Source organism: Pseudomonas lalucatii, from assembly GCF_018398425.1.
Taxonomy (GTDB): Bacteria; Pseudomonadota; Gammaproteobacteria; order Pseudomonadales; family Pseudomonadaceae; genus Aquipseudomonas; species Aquipseudomonas lalucatii.
In genome coordinates this window covers 2,777,450-2,793,961 of sequence record NZ_JADPMV010000001.1, presented here as the reverse complement: position 1 = coordinate 2,793,961, position 16,512 = coordinate 2,777,450, and the positions used below count along the sequence as shown (strand labels likewise).

15 protein-coding genes and 1 pseudogene are annotated in these 16,512 nt (G+C 69.4%); 6 read left to right on the top strand and 10 right to left on the bottom strand.

All coding sequences use genetic code 11. From position 1 onward, the window contains the following. Positions 1–70: 70 nt before the first annotated feature. Positions 71–1,033 carry an NAD-dependent epimerase/dehydratase family protein gene (locus I0D00_RS12835; RefSeq protein WP_213640110.1) on the bottom strand — a complete coding sequence of 321 codons (963 nt, stop codon included), beginning with the start codon at positions 1,031–1,033 and terminating at the stop codon, positions 71–73. 153 nt (positions 1,034–1,186) lie between these two features. Between I0D00_RS12835 and I0D00_RS12830 the strand changes: the two genes are divergently transcribed. Next, positions 1,187–2,293 (top strand): DUF5924 family protein, encoded by a 1,107-nt coding sequence (locus I0D00_RS12830; protein WP_246533211.1) that lies wholly within the window; start codon positions 1,187–1,189, stop codon positions 2,291–2,293. Here the strand turns inward: I0D00_RS12830 and I0D00_RS12825 are convergent. From I0D00_RS12825 to I0D00_RS12815, 3 genes are all read right to left on the bottom strand, one after another. Next, positions 2,275–3,504: a nucleoside recognition domain-containing protein gene (locus I0D00_RS12825; protein ID WP_213640108.1), complete on the bottom strand. Its 1,230-nt coding sequence runs from the start codon at positions 3,502–3,504 to the stop codon at positions 2,275–2,277. The two genes, I0D00_RS12830 and I0D00_RS12825, sit on opposite strands and share 19 nt — an antisense overlap. A 66-nt stretch (positions 3,505–3,570) precedes the next feature. After that, on the bottom strand, positions 3,571–4,347 hold the full coding sequence (locus tag I0D00_RS12820; protein ID WP_213640107.1) for an N-acetylmuramoyl-L-alanine amidase: 777 nt from the start codon (positions 4,345–4,347) through the stop codon (positions 3,571–3,573). Next, positions 4,344–4,937: a MarC family protein gene (locus tag I0D00_RS12815; RefSeq protein ID WP_213640106.1), complete on the bottom strand. Its 594-nt coding sequence runs from the start codon at positions 4,935–4,937 to the stop codon at positions 4,344–4,346. The genes I0D00_RS12820 and I0D00_RS12815 overlap by 4 nt, the downstream gene beginning before the upstream one ends. A 36-nt stretch (positions 4,938–4,973) precedes the next feature. Here I0D00_RS12815 and I0D00_RS21535 point away from each other — a divergent pair. Both I0D00_RS21535 and I0D00_RS12810 read left to right on the top strand, forming a co-directional pair. Further along, positions 4,974–5,468, top strand: a pseudogene (locus tag I0D00_RS21535) (deoxyribodipyrimidine photo-lyase); the annotation flags it as partial. A gap of 121 nt (positions 5,469–5,589) precedes the next feature. Next, positions 5,590–6,567, top strand: a complete 978-nt coding sequence (locus I0D00_RS12810; protein WP_246533210.1) for a DASH family cryptochrome — start codon at positions 5,590–5,592, stop codon at positions 6,565–6,567. Positions 6,568–6,580: 13 nt separating this feature from the next. Here the strand turns inward: I0D00_RS12810 and I0D00_RS12805 are convergent, their stop codons facing one another. The 5 genes from I0D00_RS12805 to I0D00_RS12785 form a co-directional block, all read right to left on the bottom strand. Continuing rightward, on the bottom strand, positions 6,581–8,560 hold the full coding sequence (locus tag I0D00_RS12805; RefSeq protein ID WP_213640105.1) for a GGDEF domain-containing protein: 1,980 nt from the start codon (positions 8,558–8,560) through the stop codon (positions 6,581–6,583). Further along, a complete protein-coding gene (locus I0D00_RS12800) occupies positions 8,557–9,438 on the bottom strand; it encodes an endonuclease/exonuclease/phosphatase family protein (protein WP_213640104.1) in 882 nt (293 codons plus the stop codon). Before I0D00_RS12800 ends, I0D00_RS12805 begins: the two co-directional genes overlap by 4 nt. A 22-nt stretch (positions 9,439–9,460) precedes the next feature. Beyond that, positions 9,461–10,090 carry a thiol:disulfide interchange protein DsbA/DsbL gene (locus I0D00_RS12795; protein ID WP_213640103.1) on the bottom strand — a complete coding sequence of 210 codons (630 nt, stop codon included), beginning with the start codon at positions 10,088–10,090 and terminating at the stop codon, positions 9,461–9,463. 155 nt (positions 10,091–10,245) lie between these two features. Next, the gene (locus I0D00_RS12790) at positions 10,246–10,854 is read right to left on the bottom strand and encodes a c-type cytochrome (RefSeq protein WP_213640102.1); all 609 of its coding nucleotides are present in this window, start codon (positions 10,852–10,854) and stop codon (positions 10,246–10,248) included. Positions 10,855–10,900: 46 nt separating this feature from the next. Beyond that, positions 10,901–11,191, bottom strand: a complete 291-nt coding sequence (locus I0D00_RS12785; protein ID WP_213640101.1) for a c-type cytochrome — start codon at positions 11,189–11,191, stop codon at positions 10,901–10,903. Positions 11,192–11,437: 246 nt separating this feature from the next. On the opposite strand from I0D00_RS12785, the gene yihA reads away from it, so the two are divergent. Then, positions 11,438–12,079, top strand: coding sequence for a ribosome biogenesis GTP-binding protein YihA/YsxC (yihA, locus tag I0D00_RS12780; RefSeq protein ID WP_213640100.1), 642 nt, complete (start codon positions 11,438–11,440; stop codon positions 12,077–12,079). Positions 12,080–12,413: 334 nt separating this feature from the next. Here yihA and polA read toward each other — a convergent pair whose 3' ends face one another. Continuing rightward, on the bottom strand, positions 12,414–15,185 hold the full coding sequence (gene polA / locus I0D00_RS12775) for a DNA polymerase I (protein ID WP_213640099.1): 2,772 nt from the start codon (positions 15,183–15,185) through the stop codon (positions 12,414–12,416). 74 nt (positions 15,186–15,259) lie between these two features. On the opposite strand from polA, the gene I0D00_RS12770 reads away from it, so the two are divergent. Together I0D00_RS12770 and I0D00_RS12765 are read left to right on the top strand one after the other, a co-directional pair. Then, on the top strand, positions 15,260–15,544 hold the full coding sequence (locus tag I0D00_RS12770) for a DUF2782 domain-containing protein (protein WP_213640098.1): 285 nt from the start codon (positions 15,260–15,262) through the stop codon (positions 15,542–15,544). A gap of 13 nt (positions 15,545–15,557) precedes the next feature. After that, positions 15,558–16,508 carry a homoserine kinase gene (locus I0D00_RS12765; protein WP_213640097.1) on the top strand — a complete coding sequence of 317 codons (951 nt, stop codon included), beginning with the start codon at positions 15,558–15,560 and terminating at the stop codon, positions 16,506–16,508. Positions 16,509–16,512: the final 4 nt, after the last annotated feature.

The window sequence follows — 16,512 nt, the reverse complement described above, 5'->3', positions numbered from 1 at the left end:
CCTTTCGCCACCACTTTGCACGATAGGCCAGGGGCTCGGCGCCGCCGAGCGTCTCCGGGACCGTCACGCCTCAGCCCCGGGGCTGAATACCCCGGGCCTGGAGAAACGCCAGCAAGGCCTGGCGACTGCTGTAGCGCGGGCTGTAGCCGAAGGCTTCCTTCAGCCGTCGATTGGCCAGCACCGGCCGGTAGCGCAGGAAGTCCAATTGCTCCCCCCCGTGGCGGCTCAGGCCGAGGGGCTTGAGCAGGCGCAACGCCATGCCCAGCACGGCGGCGGGCAGGGGACGGTAGGGTTTGCCCAGCAGGGCGGCGATCTCCCGGAGCGTCAGGGCGCCGTCGCCGGCCAGGTTGAAGATGCCGGCACGGCCCTGCTCCAGGCCCAGGCGAATGACGTTCACCACATCCTGCTCCCAGACGAAGCCGCAGCGGCTGTCGTGGCCCCGCAGCCCGACCACCGCGCGCCGTCCGAACAGCTCGCCGAGGCGGCTGTCGATGCGCTTGCCGAGGATGGTGCAGGGCCGCAGCACCAGCTGCCGGAGGCGCGGCTGAGCGGCGCGGGCGCTGGCCAGCAGCTGCTCGATCTCGCGCTTGTGACGGGCATGGAGGAACGCCCCGTCGGCACGCAGCGGGTGCTCCTCGTCGATCCACTCGGGGTTGTCCGGGCAGTAGCCGTAGGCCGCGCCGGAACTGGTGACGATCAGCTGCTCGACATCCTCGGCCAGCGCCGCCTCCAGCACCGCCCGCGTGCCGCCCACCTCGATGGCGTGCAGACGCGCCGCGCTCAGGCTGGCGGGCGGATTGACCACCGCCGCCAGGTGCAGGATGGCCTGCGGGCGCCACTCGCGGACGCAGTCCAGTACCTGGGCAGCGCGGCTGATATCCAGGCGCACCGGCTCCACGTTGAGCGGCAGGCCTTGCACGCTGAGCGGGCGGATATCGGCGGCGATCAGCGTCCATCCGGGGTGCTGGACGGCCAGTTCCGCCAGCACCCGCTGGCCGATAAAGCCGGCGGCACCGGTGATCAAGACGCGCATGACACTCCCCTCCCGGACGCTCGCCGGCGGCAGGGGCGCGAGCCCTGCCCGCACCACGCGCCGCCTGCCGACAGCATAGGCCAGGCCGCGCCCCCTGGTGCGGGCCGATGCAGTATCCTTGGCCGTCCCTCGAGCCTTGCCATGAGCCCGCCCTTGCCAGTGCCCCTAGTCCAGCGCGGCCAAGCCCTGCTGCTGCACCTTGCCGCCCTGATCCGACGCTATCCCTGGCTGGTGGCGATCTTCGGCTTCGCCTCCGGGCTGGCGAGCTTCCTGCTGGTCGAGCGCCAGGCCGGGCTGGCCAGCGTGCTGGCCCTGGTGATGCTGCTCAGCTGGCTGTGGCTGACCCTGGAAAACCTCTTGCGCGAGCGCATCGCCCGCACCTTCGGCATCGAGCTGCCGCCGCCGCTGCTGCGCTACGCGACCCAGCTGATCCACCAGGAGAGCCTGTTCTTCGTCCTGCCGTTCTTCTTCATCACCACCACCTGGAACAGCGGCCAGGCCCTGTTCAGCGGCCTGCTCGCGGTGGCCGCGCTGGTGTCGATCATCGATCCGCTGTACTACCGCTGGCTGGCGCCGCGGCGCTGGCTGTTCCTCGCCTTCCACTGCCTGACGCTGTTCGCCGTGCTGCTCACCGCGCTGCCGATCATCCTCAAGCTGACCACGCCGCAGAGCTACCGCCTGGCCCTGGCCACCGCGGTGCTGCTGGCGCTGCCCAGCCTGTTCGGCAGCATCGGCCTGCAGCGCTGGAGGCGCGGCCTGCTGCTGCTCGGCCTGTGCCTGGCACTGGGCCTCGGCGGCTGGCTGGCGCGGGTCTGGGTGCCGCCGGCGACCCTGTGGCTGACCGAGGTGGCGCTGTCCGCCGAGTTCGACGGCTACCGGCGCGCCCCGGGCCAGCGCATCCAGCAGCTCGGCGTCGAACAGCTACGCCGCCAGGGCCTGTTCGCCTACACCGCGATCAGCGCCCCGCGGGGGCTGAACGAGCGCATCTACCACGTCTGGCGCCACGAGGGAAAAGAGATCGAACGCATCGCCCTGTCGATCCACGGCGGGCGCAAGCAGGGCTATCGGGCCTGGACCCACAAGCGCAACTTCCCCGCCGACGCGCTCGGCCGCTGGCAGGTCCAGGTACTCACCGAGGCCGGGCAGCTGATCGGCGTGCTGCGCTTCCGCGTACTGGCCGCGCAGGCGGCCGCCGGGGTGCACGACGACGCCGTGCGCAACCTGGGGCTGGTGCTGCCGGTTCAGCCGAAGAACCAGTAGCACACCCCGATCGCCGCCAGCACCCCGGCCAGTTCGGCCAGCAGGGCGCAGCCCACCGCGTGGCGCACGCGCTGGATGCCGACCGCGCCGAAATACACCGCCAGCACGTAGAAGGTGGTCTCGGTGCTGCCCTGCACGGTGGCCGCGACCAGCGCCGGGAAGCTGTCGACCCCCTGACTCTGCATGGTCTCGATCAGCATGGCCCGCGCCGCGCTGCCGGAGAACGGCTTGACCATGGCGGTGGGCAGGGCGTCGACGAAGCGGGTGTCCCAGCCGAGCACCTCGACCAGCCAGCGGATGCCGTCCAGGCCGATCTCCAGGGCGCCGGAGGCGCGCAGCACGCCGATCGCGCAGAGCATGGCGACCAGGTAGGGCAGCAGGCTCTTGGCCACGTCGAAGCCTTCCTTGGCACCCTCGACGAACTGCTCGTAGACCGCCACCTTCTTCAGCGCGCCGAGCAGCAGGAAGGCGACGATGACGCCGAACAGGGTCAGGTTGCCGAGCAGCGAGGACAGCGCCGCCAGCGCCGTGGCGCTCATCCCGGCGAGCAGCGCCATGAAGGCGCCCAGGGCCAGGGCGCCGGGCACCAGGTAGGCCAGCACCACCGGGTCCCACAGGCGCAGGCGCTGCATCAGCGCCACCGACAGCAGGCCGACCAGGGTCGAGGCGCTGGTGGCCAGGAGGATCGGCAGGAACACCAGGGTCGGGTCCGGCGCGCCCTGTTGCACCCGGTACATGAAGATGCTCACCGGCAGCAGGGTCAGGGAGGAGGCGTTGAGCACCAGGAAGAGGATCTGCGCATTGCTCGCCGTGGTGCTGCTGGGGTTGAGGTCCTGCAGGGCGCGCATGGCCTTGAGGCCGATCGGCGTGGCGGCGTTGTCCAGCCCCAGGCCGTTGGCGGCGAAGTTCATGGTGATCAGGCCGAGGGCCGGGTGGCCGCGCGGCACCTCCGGCATCAACCGGGCGAACAGCGGGCCGAGCAGGCGCGCCAGGCCATCCACCAGGCCGGCCTTCTCGGCGATGCGCAGCAGGCCGAGCCAGAGGGTCAGGGTGCCGAACAGCACCACCATCACCTCGACCGACAGCTTGGCCATGGCGAACAGGCTCTCGACCATGGCGGCGAACACCGCCGGCTCGCCGCCGAGCAGCCAGCGCGACAGCCCGGCCACCGCCGCCACCAGGAAAAAACTCAGCCACAGGCCGTTGAGCATGCTGCATCCCCCCATTCGATGGCGCGGATGATAGCGCGGCTGTCGGCTGCCGGCGCGCCCGGGCGCTCAGTCCGGGCTGTTGAGCAGCAGCAGCAGGGCCGCCGTCTCGGCATCCGCCTCGCCGTCGTAACGGGCCGGCCGGTACTTCATCTGGAAGGCCGCCAGCACGTTGCGCGTGGCTTCATCCAGCTCGCCATGCCGGGGCACGTCGTAGCCCTGCAGGGCCAGCTGCGCCTGGAACCAGGCCACGCTCGGCAGGCTGGCGGCGAACAGCGCCTGCTGGCGCGCCACCGCCTGGGCATCCGGCCAGGGCACCAGGCCGGCCTCGGCCAGGCGCCGCCAGGGGAACAGCGGCCCCGGGTCGACCTTGCGCTGCGGCGCCACGTCGCTGTGGCCGAGGATGCTGCCGGGCGCCAGGTCGTGGCGGCGCATGAGGTCCTGGAGCAGGACGATCAACGCCTCGATCTGCGCCGGCGCAAAGGGTTGCCAATAGCGCCCGTTCGGTCCCTCGTAGTAGCCCTGGTTGACCAGCTCGATGCCGATGGTGCTGGCATTGAGCCAGGTGCGCCCCCGCCACTGGCTGTCGCCGACGTGCCAGGCACGGCGGTTCTCGTCGACCAGGCGGTAGATGGTCGGCGGGGCGTCGCCGATCAGGTAGTGGCTGCTGACCTCGCCCTCGGTCAGCAGGCGCAGCGAGCGCGCCAGGTCGGCCGAGGTGTAGTGCAGGATGATGTACTGCACCCGGCTGTTCTGGCCGACGGCACTGTACCGCGTATCGATCTGCGGGCCGCGGGCGCAGCCGGCGAGCAGGGCGAGGAACAGGACGAGGCAGAAGACTCTCATGGGCTGATGTGCAGCACGCTTTGCAGGTTGTCCAGCAGCATGTCGACGCTGAGCATGATCAGCAGCATGCCCATCAGCCGCTCCACCGCGGTGAGGCCGCGGGCGCCGAGGAAGCGCTGCAGGAACGAGGCCTGCAGGAGGATGCAGGCGGTCGCCGCCCAGGCCAGGATCACCGCCAGGTAGAGCTCCCACAGCGGTCCCTCGTGGGTGTTGCGCAGGGTCATCAGCACCGCCAGGGCCGAGGGCCCGGCCACCGCCGGGGTCGCCAGCGGCACCAGCATCGGCTCGCCGTCCGGCAGGTCGCCGAGCAGCCCCTGGGGGCTGGGGAAGATCAGGCGCATGGCCACCACGAAGAGGATGATGGCGCCGGCGATGGCGGTGGCCTCGCGCGACAGGCCCAGGCCGCTGAGCAGCTTGTCGCCGAAGCTGAGGAACAGCAGCAGCAGGGCCAGGGCGAACAGCAGCTCGCGTCCGGCCACCCACAGACGGCGCTTGGCCGCGACGTTCTTCAGCGCGGCGATGTAGATGGCGATATTGCCAAAGGGGTCGGTGACCAGAAAGATCAGCGCGGCGATGCCGAATATGTCCATGCTGCACTCCTCAACGCATCGCCACAGTTTAGTGATATGCGCCACGTCCGTCTGTCGGTAAAGCGCCCTTCGGCGGATAGAACGGCGTCGTCCGTCAGCCGAAGGCTGACAGCGCCAGGCCACCTGGGCCACAGTGAGCGGGTCCCGGCAGTAGATTTCATCGGGCATCGCCAGGTTTCCGAGGAGCCCGCCATGCACGCCCTGCTCTGGTTCAAACAGGATCTGCGTCTCGACGATCACCCGGCCCTGCGGGCCGCCCTGCAGGCCGAGCGCCTGCTGCCGCTGTTCGTCTTCGACCCGGCACAGTTGCAGCCGGGCGAATTCGGCACCCGCCGCCTGGGCGTGCACCGCGCGCGCTTCCTCCTGGAAAGCCTGGCCGCGCTGGACGGCGCCCTGCGCCAGCGCGGCTCCCGCCTGCTGGTGCTGCCGGGCCGCGCCGAGCAGGTGATTCCCGAGCTGGTGGCCCGCCTGGGCCTGGACCGGGTGCTGACCCTGGAGGAGATCGCCCCGCACGAGCGGGCCGAGGTCGAACGGGTGCGGCACAGCCTCGGCGAGGTGGCGCTGCAGCAGCTGGAGGGCAGCGGACTGCTGCGCCGCGCGGAACTGGCTGTACACCTGTCTCTTATACACATCTCCGAGCCGGCTGCCGCCGTTGTACAGCCAGTTCCGCGAACGGCTCGAACAGCGCCTGCAGGTGTTCCAGCCGCAGGCGGCGCCGAGCCGGCTGCCGCCGTTGCCGGAGGGCGCCGAGGCACTGCGGCAGGCGCTACCGAGCCTGTCCCAGCTGGGCCTGGGCGAGCCGCTCAGCGTCCCCGCCAGCGCCTTCCCCTTCTACGGCGGCGAGGCCGCGGGGCAGGCGCGCCTGCGCGACTACCTGTGGGCCAGCCCGGCGCTGCGCCACTCCGGCGAGGGCCGCGACCGCCTGATCGGCAGCGAATATTCGTCGAAGTTTTCCCCCTGGCTGGCCAATGGCAGCCTGTCGCCGCGCCGGGTGGCCGCCGAGCTGCGCCGCCACGAGGCCCAGGCCGGGCGCAACGACGCCACCCAGAGCCTGTGGCTGGGACTGCTCTGGCGCGACTTTTTCCGCTGGACCCTGGTGCGCCACGGCAGTGCGCTGTTCCGCGCCGGCGGGGTGAAGGCGACCAGGCGCGCGCCCAGCCAGCTCGACGGACGTTTCCGGCGCTGGTGCCTCGGCCGCACCGGCCTGCCCCTGGTGGACGCCAACATGCGCGAGCTGGCGGCCACCGGCTACCTGTCCAACCGTGGCCGCCAGCTGGTCGCCAGCTACCTGATCCACGACCTGCAGCAGGACTGGCGGCACGGCGCCGCCTGGTTCGAGGAACACCTGATCGACTACGAACCGGCCAGCAACTGGGGCAACTGGGCCTACCTCGCCGGCGTCGCCAGCGACCCGCAGCGCGGCCGCCTGTTCAACGCCCTGCGCCAGGCCCGCGCCTACGACCCCGACGCCGCCTACGTCGGCCTCTGGCTGCCGGAACTGCGCCACCTGCCGCAGCAGCTGCGGCACACGCCCTTCCTGCTGCCGCAGCTGCAGCTGCAGGCGCTGAACTACCCGCGCCTGGAGCAGATCCCCGAGACCTGGCGTCCCTACCTGCCCAGGGCGGCCTGAGCGCCGACGCTGGCTAGCCCTGTTCGATGCGGTTGCGCCCGCCACGCTTGGCCCGGTACAGCGCCCGGTCAGCGCGCTCCAGCACCTGGTCGCTGCGCTCGCCTGCGGCGAAGGCGCTGATCCCGGCCGACAGGGTGATGCCCACCCGCTCGCCGCGGAAGTGGAACGGGCAGGCTTCGATGCCCTCGCGCAACGTCTCCAGCAGCTGCAGGCCACCCGCCAGTGGCGTGGAGGGCAGCAGCAGGACGAACTCCTCGCCGCCGAAACGGGCGATGAAGTCGATCTTGCGCAGGCGCTTGCGCAGCTCGTGGGCGATGATCTTCAGCACCTTGTCGCCGGCCAGGTGCCCGTAGGCGTCGTTGACCCGCTTGAAGTGGTCGATGTCGACCATCGCCAGCAGCAGCTCACCGCCATAGCGCTGCCAGCGCGCCAGCTCCAGGTCCAGACGCTCGCCCCAGGCGGCGCGGTTGGGCAGCCCGGTGAGCGGATCGAGCAGGGCTTTCTGCCGCTGCTCCTCCAGGTGCTGGCGGAAGCCCTTGGCCTCCTGCTCCATGTGCGCCACCCGCTCGACCAGGGTCTGCAGGCGCCCCCCCACCAGCTGCTCGTGCGCATCGCGCTGGCGCTGGTGCTGCTGCATGGTGGCGAGCAGGCCATCGAGGCGATTTTCCACCAGGTCCTTCAGGCCGCCCAGGTCGGTGGCCTGCTGCACGCTGCTGTGCAGGCCGTCGACCTGCTGGCGCAGCTCGCTGTCCAGCTCGCGGGCCGCGCTGAGCGAATCGGCGTAACCTTCGTGGGCGTCCTGCAGGGAGCCCTGGAAACTGTCCAGGCGCTCGTTGAGCTGCTTGAGATAGATCTCGAAGTCGCGCTGGCCGACGTCGGCGATGGCCAGCATCAGCACGGCCAGGTCGTCCAGCACCGGCACCAGCTCATAGAGGTTCAAGCCGGCGCGGATCCGCTCGCGCAGCAGCTCGGCCTGGGCCTGATGGCGCTCGGGGAGCGGCAGCTCGTCCAGCAGGCCGAGCAGGGTCGCCTCGACATGGTCGGCGATGGCGCTGTAGCCGGGCTCGGGCGGGCTCGGCAAGGCGTACTCGGCGTCCTCCTCCGGCGCCTGCGCCTCGGCGGCGGGCTCGAGGTCGCTGGCAGCCGCCGGCCGATCCGGCTCTGGCTCTGGCTCTGGCTCTGGCTCTGGCTCTGGCTCTGGCTCTGGCGACGAATCCTGCTGCAGCGTCGATCCGGGCGACGCCGCCAGCAACTCGGCGGGTGCCGGCAGGCTGTCCAGCGAAGCGGCACCGGGCACGGGGCGCCGTACTGGCGTTGCGGCGGCCGCTGCCGCCAGCGGCGCCTCGTCAACCAGCGGGGCTCGCACGGGCGCGGCCAGGTCGGCCTGAGCTTCGGTCAGCCGGACCCGGGCCGTCGCTGCCGACGGTGGCTGGGCCGGCGGCGCGGCCTCTGGAGTCGCCGCGGGGGCATCGTCGCGCCCGCCGAACAGGCGCTGCAACAGCCCTGGGCGCGGCGCGGCGGGGTGGCCGAGCTCGGCCAGCGCCTGCTGCTGCAGCAGGCCGAGCTCGGCGAGCAGGGCCGGTAGCTCGCGCGCCTGCTCACCGTGGTTGCCCAGGCGCTTGGCGAAGCTCTTCAGCGGCTTGCGCACCTCACGCGGCAGCTCCAGTTCGAGCAGCGGACCGACCAGGCCGCTGAGGGCATCGGCGAGCTGCGCGACGCGCTGCTGGCGTTGCTGCTCGGAGCCCAGCACGGCCTTCTCCAGGCGCGGAATCAGCGCCGCGAGTCCGCCGTCCATGTCATCCCGGCGAAGGATCTCGCGCAGCTCCTGCATGCAGCGGTCGACCGCCTTGTCCGCCCCTTCGGCGGCCAGGCTGCTGCGCACCAGGCCGCGCCGCAGCAGGTCGAGGCGCTCGGCCCAGCGCCGCTCGAGGCTTTCCTGCTGCTCGAGGCTGGCCAGGTACTTGCTGCGCCAGCGCTGCGCCTCCTCATTCATGCCTGACCTCCTCGGGACGGCTTCGTCAGCGCAGGCGTGCGCGGCTGCTCGCGGGATTGCGGCAGGCGGATCTCCACCGCCACCGGCAGGTGATCGGAGATCGGCAGGTCCAGCACCTCGAAACGCTCCAGCTGCAGCCCCGGGCTGAGCAGGATGTGGTCGAGGCAGCGCTGCGGCCGCCAGCTGGGGAAGGTCGCCTCGAGCTGCGGCGCCAGCAGGCCGAGATCGCGCAGCGGCGAATGCTGCAGCAGGTCGCGGGCATGGGTGTTCATGTCGCCCATCAGCACCTGGTGGCGATAGTCGCCGATCAGCTCGCGGATATAGGCCAGCTGGCGGGTGCGCGTGCGGGCGCCGAGGGCCAGGTGCATCATCACCACCGCGATGGCATCCGCCCCCTCGCCCAGACGCAGCAGCATCGCCCCGCGGCCCGGGGGACCGGGCAGCGGGTGGTCCTCCAGCAGGCTGGGGCGCAGCCGGCTGAGCACACCGTTGCTGTGCTGGGCCAGGCGCCCGAGGTTGCGGTTGAGCTGCTGGTACCAATAGGGGAAGGCGCCGAGGTGGGCCAGGTGCTCGACCTGGTTGACGAAGCCGGAGCGCAGGCTGCCGCCGTCGGCCTCCTGCAACGCCACCAGGTCGTAGTCACCGAGCAGCGCGCCGATGCGCTGCAGGTTGCCGGCGCGGCCGGGGTGCGGCAGCAGGTGCTGCCAGCCGCGGGTCAGGTAGTGGCGATAGCGTTCGGTGCTGATGCCGACCTGGATGTTGAAGCTGAGCAGGCGCAGACGGCCATCGCCGGGCCAGTCGCCGGCCACCGGACAGGCCGGGTTGACCCGCGGATCACACAGGCCGGCCTGGCGTGCGTTGGACCATCGACGCAGCATGCCCGGCGCTCGCTGCGGCCGCCTACTGCGCGGCACGCTCCCGGTCGATCAGGTGGTCGGCCACCTGCAGGGCCTGCTGCGGGCCGCCGGAGCTGCCGATGTCGAAGCGGTACTTGCCGTTGACGATCATCACCGGCACGCCGCTGATCTGGTAGGCCATTCCCAGCTTCTTGGCCTTCTCCATCTGGCCCTTGACGCCAAAGGAGTTGTAGGTCTTGAGGAAGGCGTCCTTGTCGATGCCCTGGCCGACCAGGAACTCGGCGATTTCTTCCGGGGACGCCAGCTTCTTGCCCTGCTTGTGAATGGCGTCGAACACCGCGTCATGCACCTTCTGCTCGACCTTCATGCTCTCCAGGGTGATGAACGCCTGGCCATGCACGTTCCACACGCCGCCGAACAGCGCCGGGATGCGCACGAAGTTGACGTCGTCCGGCAGCTGCTCGACCCAGGGGTTGATGGTCGATTCGAACTGATAGCAGTGCGGGCAGCCGTACCAGAACAGCTCGACCACTTCGATCTGCCCCGGCTTGGACACCGGCACCGGGCTGGTCAGCTCGACGTACTGCTTGCCGGCCTCGATCGGCTCGGCCTGGGCGACCATGCCGAACAGGCTGGCGGTGGCGAGAGCGGCACTGAGAATCAGGTTACGCATGTGTGACTCCTTGAGGATTGAGCGGTGCCCTGGGGCAGCCAGCGTTCGACCCGCGGCGCGATTCGCGGTTCCAGTTATTGTAGCGGTGCCCCCCACGAAAAAGGGTGGCCGAAGCCACCCTTTACTCGTTACAGCATTGCAAGCTGTTGCAGTACTCAGTGCAGACCCTGCACGTAGCTGGACAGCGCTTCGATGTCCTTGTTGCTCAGCTTGGCCGCGATCGAGCGCATGATCAGGCTGTCGCCGTCGTTGGTGCGGTTGCCCTCGCGGAAGTCGGTCAGCTGCTTGGCCACATAGGCCGCATGCTGGCCACCCAGCTGGGGGAAGCCCGCCGCATCGAGGCCGGCGCCGTTCGGTGCGTGGCAACCGGTGCAGGACGGCATGCCTTCTTCCAGCTTGCCGCCGCGGAACAGCGCCTCGCCGCGCGCCACCAGCTTCGGGTCCGCCGCGCCGACGCTCATCTTCTGGCTGGCGAAGTAGGCGGCCATGTCGGCCAGGTCCTGTTCGCTGAGGTTATCCAGCAGGCCGGTCATCTCCACCACCTGGCGGTCGCCGGACTTGATGTCGTTCAGCTGCTTGAGCAGGTAGCGCTCGCCCTGGCCGGCCAGCTTCGGGAAGTTCGGTGCAGCGCTGTTGCCATCGGCACCATGGCAGGCGCCACAGACCGCGACCTTGCCCTGACCGGCAGCGGCATCACCACCTGCGGCTTGGGCCAGGCCGGTGATGCCCAGGGTCAACAGCAGACTCACGAGTAGTTTGTTCATCAGCTAATCCAACTACGGCTAAAAGAGAAAGAGATGTGCGTCGGCGTTACTGGCTCATCAACTCGATGACCGCCTGGTAATCCTCGGCGCTGCAGTCCATGCACAAACCGCGGGGCGGCATGGCATTGAGACCATTGGTGACGTTCTGTACCAGCACGTCCATGCCCTTGGCCAGGCGCGGTTCCCAGGCGGCCTTGTCGCCTTTCTGTGGTGCCATCGGCAGCTGGCCGTTATGGCAGGCTGCGCAGGCTCGGGCGTACACGGCTTCCGGATCCTGGGCGGCGAGGGCCTGGAACGACAACATCGATACGGCGGCGGCAAGCAGTAATTTCTTCATGAGATCGACCTCATCGCGGAGGGGAACGTCCTGCTTTCTAAAGGCAGATGGTCTATATCGCTCCCGTGAACACTGAGCCAACGGCTGGACAAAGCGCACACAAAATCTGCGGCATTATATACTGGCGCCACCGAAACGGAAACGACGCCACTTGCCGCGCGGCGTAGCGCCCGGCAGGATGCGCGCAATTGTCGCAAGGGCCGCGCGCGCCCGTACGCTCCCACGCCCGCCCTCAACGGATGCCCGATGCAAACCAAGAATCCCATTATGGGCCTGTGTCAACAGGCCAGCTTCCTCATCAGTGCCGCCAAGGTCGACCAGTGCCCGGACGACCTCGGTTATGAAGTGGCCTTCGCCGGGCGCTCCAACGCCGGCAAGTCCAGCGCGCTGAACACCCTGACCCATGCCAGCCTGGCGCGCACCTCGAAGACCCCGGGACGCACCCAGCTGCTCAACTTCTTCCGCCTGGACGACGAGCGTCGCCTGGTCGACCTGCCCGGCTATGGCTACGCCAAGGTGCCGATCCCGCTCAAGCAGCACTGGCAGAAGCACCTGGAGGCCTACCTGGGCAGCCGCGAGAGCCTGCGCGGGCTGATCCTGATGATGGACATCCGCCATCCGCTGACCGAGTTCGACCGCCTGATGCTGGACTGGTCCGGCGCCAGCCGGATGCCCATGCACATCCTCCTGACCAAGGCCGACAAGCTGGCCTTCGGCGCGGCGAAGAACGCGCTGCTCAAGGTCCAGCAGGAGATTCGCAAGGGCTGGGGCGAGGGCGTCAGCATCCAGCTGTTCTCCGCGCCCAAGCGCCAGGGCGTGGAGGAAGCCCAGGCGGTGCTGGCCGAGTGGCTGGGGCTGGGCCAGGCGGCCGAAGTCGAGGAGCGATAGGGACGAACGGCGAGGGCTGCGGCCCATCGCCACGGCGCCACGCCACTTTTCTGCGGGGCAAAAAAAACCCCGAGCTTCGTATGGGGAGGGAGAAGTTCGGGGTTTAAGGGTCTGAACCGCTAGGGCGGGGTTCAGATGTCTGCCAACACTTAACACAACATAAGAGCATCGAAGGCTTTAACGGCCATTCCTAGACTCTGACTGCCCGGGCAAACGCAAAGTTCAGCGCCCTTTTAAAATCCATTAGCAATAAAAAAAATCCCGTTAAGGCGATAGGGTTTTAGGCAGGGCCGGCCCCAGCGGCGCTGTGCCACAGGGGCGCCCGGCCGCGCCCTCAGTGCGCCTCGTCCCAGTTGTCGCCCACCCCGACCTCGACCAGCAGCGGCACCTCCAGCTGCGCGGCGGCGCCCATCAGCGCCTTGATCCGCTCGCCGACCTGCTCGACCAGGTCCTCGCGCACCTCCAGCACCAGTTCGTCGTGCACCTGCAGGATCACCTTGGCGTCCAGCCCGGACTCGCCCAGCCAGGCGTCCACCGCGACCATGGCGCGCTTCATGATGTCCGCCGCGGTGCCCTGCATCGGCGCGTTGATCGCCGTGCGCTCGGCGCCCTTGCGCAGCGCCTGGTTCTTCGCGTTGATCTCCGGCAGGTACAGGCGGCGGCCGAACAGGGTCTCGACGAAGCCCTGCTGCGCGGCCTGCTCGCGGGTACGCTCCATGTAGGCCAGTACGCCGGGGTAGCGGGCGAAGTAGCGGTCGATATAGGCCTGGGACTGCTTGCGGTCGACGCCGATCTGCTTGGCCAGGCCGAAGGCGCTCATGCCGTAGATCAGGCCGAAGTTGATCGCCTTGGCGCTGCGCCGCTGCTCGGTGGTCACCTCCTCCAGGGCCACGCCGAACACCTCGGCGGCGGTGGCGCGGTGCACGTCGCGGTCGTGGCGGAAGGCGTCCAGCAGGCCCGCGTCCTTGGCCAGGTGGGCCATGATGCGCAGCTCGATCTGCGAGTAGTCGGCGGCCAGCAGCTTGTAGCCCTTGGGCGCGACGAAGGCCTGGCGGATGCGCCGGCCCTCGGCGGTGCGGATCGGGATGTTCTGCAGGTTCGGGTCGCTGGAGGACAGCCGCCCGGTGGCCGCCACCGCCTGGTGGTAGCTGGTGTGGATGCGCCCGGTGCGCGGGTTGATCTGCTCCGGCAGGCGGTCGGTGTAGGTGCTCTTGAGCTTGCTCAGGCTGCGGTACTGCATCAGCACCTTGGGCAGCTCGAAGTCCTGCTCGGCCAGCTCGGCGAGCACTGCCTCGGCGGTGGACGGCTGGCCCTTGGCGGTCTTGCTGAGGATCGGCAGGCCGAGCTTTTCGTAGAGGATCACCCCGAGCTGCTTGGGCGAGGCCAGGTTGAACTCCTCGCCGGCGATGGCGAAGGCCTGGCGCTCCAGCTCCACCAGCTTGTCGCCGAGTTCCTGGCTGTGCTCGCCGAGCAGCTTGGCGTCGACCAGCGCGCCCTGGCGCTCGATACGCGCCAGCACCGGCACCAGCGGCATCTCGATCTCCTTGAGCACCTGGGCCAGGGACGGCGTCTGCTCGAGCTTGGCCCACAGCGTCTGGTGCAGGCGCAGGGTGATGTCGGCGTCTTCCGCCGCGTAGGGCCCGGCCTGCTCCAGGGCGATCTGGTCGAAGGTCAGCTGCTTGGCGCCCTTGCCGGCGATGTCCTCGAACCGGGTGGTGCTGTGGCCCAGGTACTTGAGCGCCAGGCTGTCCATGTCGTGACGGGTGGCGGTGGCGTCCAGCACATAGGACTCGAGCATGGTGTCGAAGGCCACGCCCCGCACATTGATCGGCGTGCTGGCGTTGGCCAGGACGTTGATGTCGTACTTGGCGTGCTGGCCGACCTTGGCCCTGGCCGGGTCCTCGAGGAGCGGCCTGAGCGCCTGCAGCACCGCGTCGCGGTCCAGCTGCTGGGGTACGCCCATGTAGGAGTGGGCCAGGGGGATGTAGGCGGCCTCCCGGGCGCTGACCGCGAAGGACAGGCCGACCAGCTGCGCCTGCTGGGCGTCGAGGCTGGTGGTCTCGCTGTCGAAGGCGATCAGCTCGGCCGCCTTGAGCTTGCCCAGCCAGGCCTCGAACTGCGCCTGCTCCAGGACGATCTGGTAGTCGGCCGCGGGGACAGCGGCCTCGCCGGGCGCCTCGGCGGCGGACTCACCGGCCGGCGCCGCGACCTTGGTCGCCGCTTGCTTGTCCTGACGCTGCAGCTCGTCCAGCCAGCTCTTGAATTCCAGCTCGTCGTACAGCTCGAGCAACGCCGGCACATCGGCCGCGCCCGGGTGCAGGCTGTCGATCTCGATATTCAGCGGCACGTCCAGCTTGATGGTCGCCAGCTCGTAGGACAGGTAGGCCATCTCGCGGTGCTCGGCGAGCTTGGCCGGCAGCGACTTGGCGCCGCGGATCGGCAGCGCGGGCACCTTGTCGAGGTTGGCGTAGAGCACGTCGAGGCCGCCGCCGAGGCCGACCAGCAGGCCCAGGGCGGTCTTCTCGCCGACCCCGGGCACGCCGGGGATGTTGTCGACCTTGTCGCCCATCAGCGCCAGGTAGTCGATGATCAGCTCGGGACCGACGCCGAATTTCTCTTTCACGCCCTCCACGTCGTAGTGGCTTCCGGTCATGGTGTTGACCAGCGTAACGTGCGGGCAGACCAGTTGCGCCATGTCCTTGTCGCCGGTGGAGATCACCACGTCGCGGCCCTCGGCGGCGCCCTGGCGGGCCAGGGTGCCGATCACGTCATCGGCCTCCACCCCCTCGACGCACAGCAGCGGCAGGCCCAGGGCGCGGACGCTGGCGTGCAGCGGCTCGACCTGCACCCGCAGCTCGTCGGGCATGGACGGGCGGTTGGCCTTGTATTCGGCGTAGAGCTCGTCGCGGAAGGTCCCGCCCTTGGCATCGAAGACCACGGCGAAGGGGCTGTCCGGGTACTGTTTGCGCAGGCTCTTGAGCATGTTCAGCACGCCCTTGACCGCGCCGGTGGGCAGGCCCTTGGAGGTGGTCAGCGGCGGCAGGGCATGGAAGGCGCGGTACAGGTACGAGGAGCCGTCGACCAGCACCAGGGGAGCGTTTGACATGAGCAGGATCAACCTTTTCGGCGGAGGCAGCGCTAGAATGACTGCACCATTGACGACAAAGGGACAAGGTTATCATGCGCACAGCCAATCGCCTGTTGCTGGCCAGCCTGCTGGCATTCGCCGCGGTCGCGGCGCAAGCCGAGGATCCGGTGTCCGCGGAACCGGACGTGACCATCCGCCAGGAAGGCGACAAGACCATCCAGGAGTACCGGGTCAATGGCTTCCTCTATGCGATCAAGGTCACGCCGAAAGGCGGTAAACCCTACTTCCTGGTGCGTGCCGATGGCAGTGATGGCAACTTCGTGCGCTCCGACCACCCGGACATGCTGATTCCGGCGTGGGAAATCTTCAAATGGTAAAGCGATCCTCATAATGTCGGTCTTCACCCCCCTCGAGCGTCATGAACTGGAAGCCTTTCTCGCGCCCTACGGGCTCGGTCGCCTGCGCGACTTCCAGGGCATCGCCGCCGGTAGCGAGAACAGCAATTTCTTCGTCAGCCTGGAACAGGGCGAGTTCGTCCTGACCCTGATCGAGCGCGGCCCGAGCGCCGACCTGCCGTTCTTCATCGAACTGCTCGACGTGCTCCACGAGGCCGGCCTGCCGGTGCCCTATGCCCTGCGCACCGAGAGCGGCGAGGCGCTGCGCGAGCTGGCGGAAAAGCCGGCGCTGCTGCAGCCGCGCCTGCCCGGCAAGCACATCAGCCACCCCAACGCCCACCACTGCGCCGAGGTCGGCAGCCTGCTGGCCCACCTGCACCTGGCCACCCGCGGCCACCCCCTCGAGCGCAAGAGCGACCGCGGCCTGGACTGGATGCTCGCCGAAGGCCCGAGCCTGGCGCTGAAGCTGCCGGACGCCGACCTGCCGCTGCTGCGCGACGCCCTGGCCGAGATCGCCGCGCTGAAGGCGAAGATTCTCGCCCTGCCGCGGGCCAACCTGCACGCCGACCTGTTCCGCGACAACGTGCTGTTCGACGGCAACCACCTGACCGGGGTGATCGACTTCTACAACGCCTGTTCGGGGCCGATGCTCTACGACCTGGCGATCACCCTCAACGATTGGTGCTCGGAAGCCGACGGCAGCCTCGATCACGCCCGCGCCCAGGCCCTGCTCGGCGCCTATGCGGCGCTGCGACCGTTCGGCGCCGCCGAGGCCGAGCTGTGGCCGGCCATGCTGCGCGTGGCCTGCGTGCGCTTCTGGCTGTCGCGGCTGATCGCCGCCGAGTCCTTCGCCGGCCAGGAAGTGCTGATCCACGATCCCAACGAGTTCCTCCGTCGCCTGGCCCAGCGCCAGCGGGTCGAGCAGCCGCTGCCGTTCGCCCTGTAGCCGC

Bases quoted from the DNA above. Each gene is read 5' to 3' on its own strand.
- yihA (WP_213640100.1), top strand. From the start codon at position 11,438: ATGCAAACCAAGAATCCCATTATGGGCCTGTGTCAACAGGCCAGCTTC.
- I0D00_RS12800 (WP_213640104.1), bottom strand. From the start codon at position 9,438: ATGCTGCGTCGATGGTCCAACGCACGCCAGGCCGGCCTGTGTGATCCG.
- I0D00_RS12770 (WP_213640098.1), top strand. From the start codon at position 15,260: ATGCGCACAGCCAATCGCCTGTTGCTGGCCAGCCTGCTGGCATTCGCC.
- I0D00_RS12825 (WP_213640108.1), bottom strand. From the start codon at position 3,504: ATGCTCAACGGCCTGTGGCTGAGTTTTTTCCTGGTGGCGGCGGTGGCC.
- I0D00_RS12795 (WP_213640103.1), bottom strand. From the start codon at position 10,090: ATGCGTAACCTGATTCTCAGTGCCGCTCTCGCCACCGCCAGCCTGTTC.
- I0D00_RS12805 (WP_213640105.1), bottom strand. From the start codon at position 8,560: ATGAATGAGGAGGCGCAGCGCTGGCGCAGCAAGTACCTGGCCAGCCTC.
- polA (WP_213640099.1), bottom strand. From the start codon at position 15,185: ATGTCAAACGCTCCCCTGGTGCTGGTCGACGGCTCCTCGTACCTGTAC.
- I0D00_RS12835 (WP_213640110.1), bottom strand. From the start codon at position 1,033: ATGCGCGTCTTGATCACCGGTGCCGCCGGCTTTATCGGCCAGCGGGTG.
- I0D00_RS12785 (WP_213640101.1), bottom strand. From the start codon at position 11,191: ATGAAGAAATTACTGCTTGCCGCCGCCGTATCGATGTTGTCGTTCCAG.
- I0D00_RS12765 (WP_213640097.1), top strand. From the start codon at position 15,558: ATGTCGGTCTTCACCCCCCTCGAGCGTCATGAACTGGAAGCCTTTCTC.
- I0D00_RS12790 (WP_213640102.1), bottom strand. From the start codon at position 10,854: ATGAACAAACTACTCGTGAGTCTGCTGTTGACCCTGGGCATCACCGGC.
- I0D00_RS12815 (WP_213640106.1), bottom strand. From the start codon at position 4,937: ATGGACATATTCGGCATCGCCGCGCTGATCTTTCTGGTCACCGACCCC.
- I0D00_RS12820 (WP_213640107.1), bottom strand. From the start codon at position 4,347: ATGAGAGTCTTCTGCCTCGTCCTGTTCCTCGCCCTGCTCGCCGGCTGC.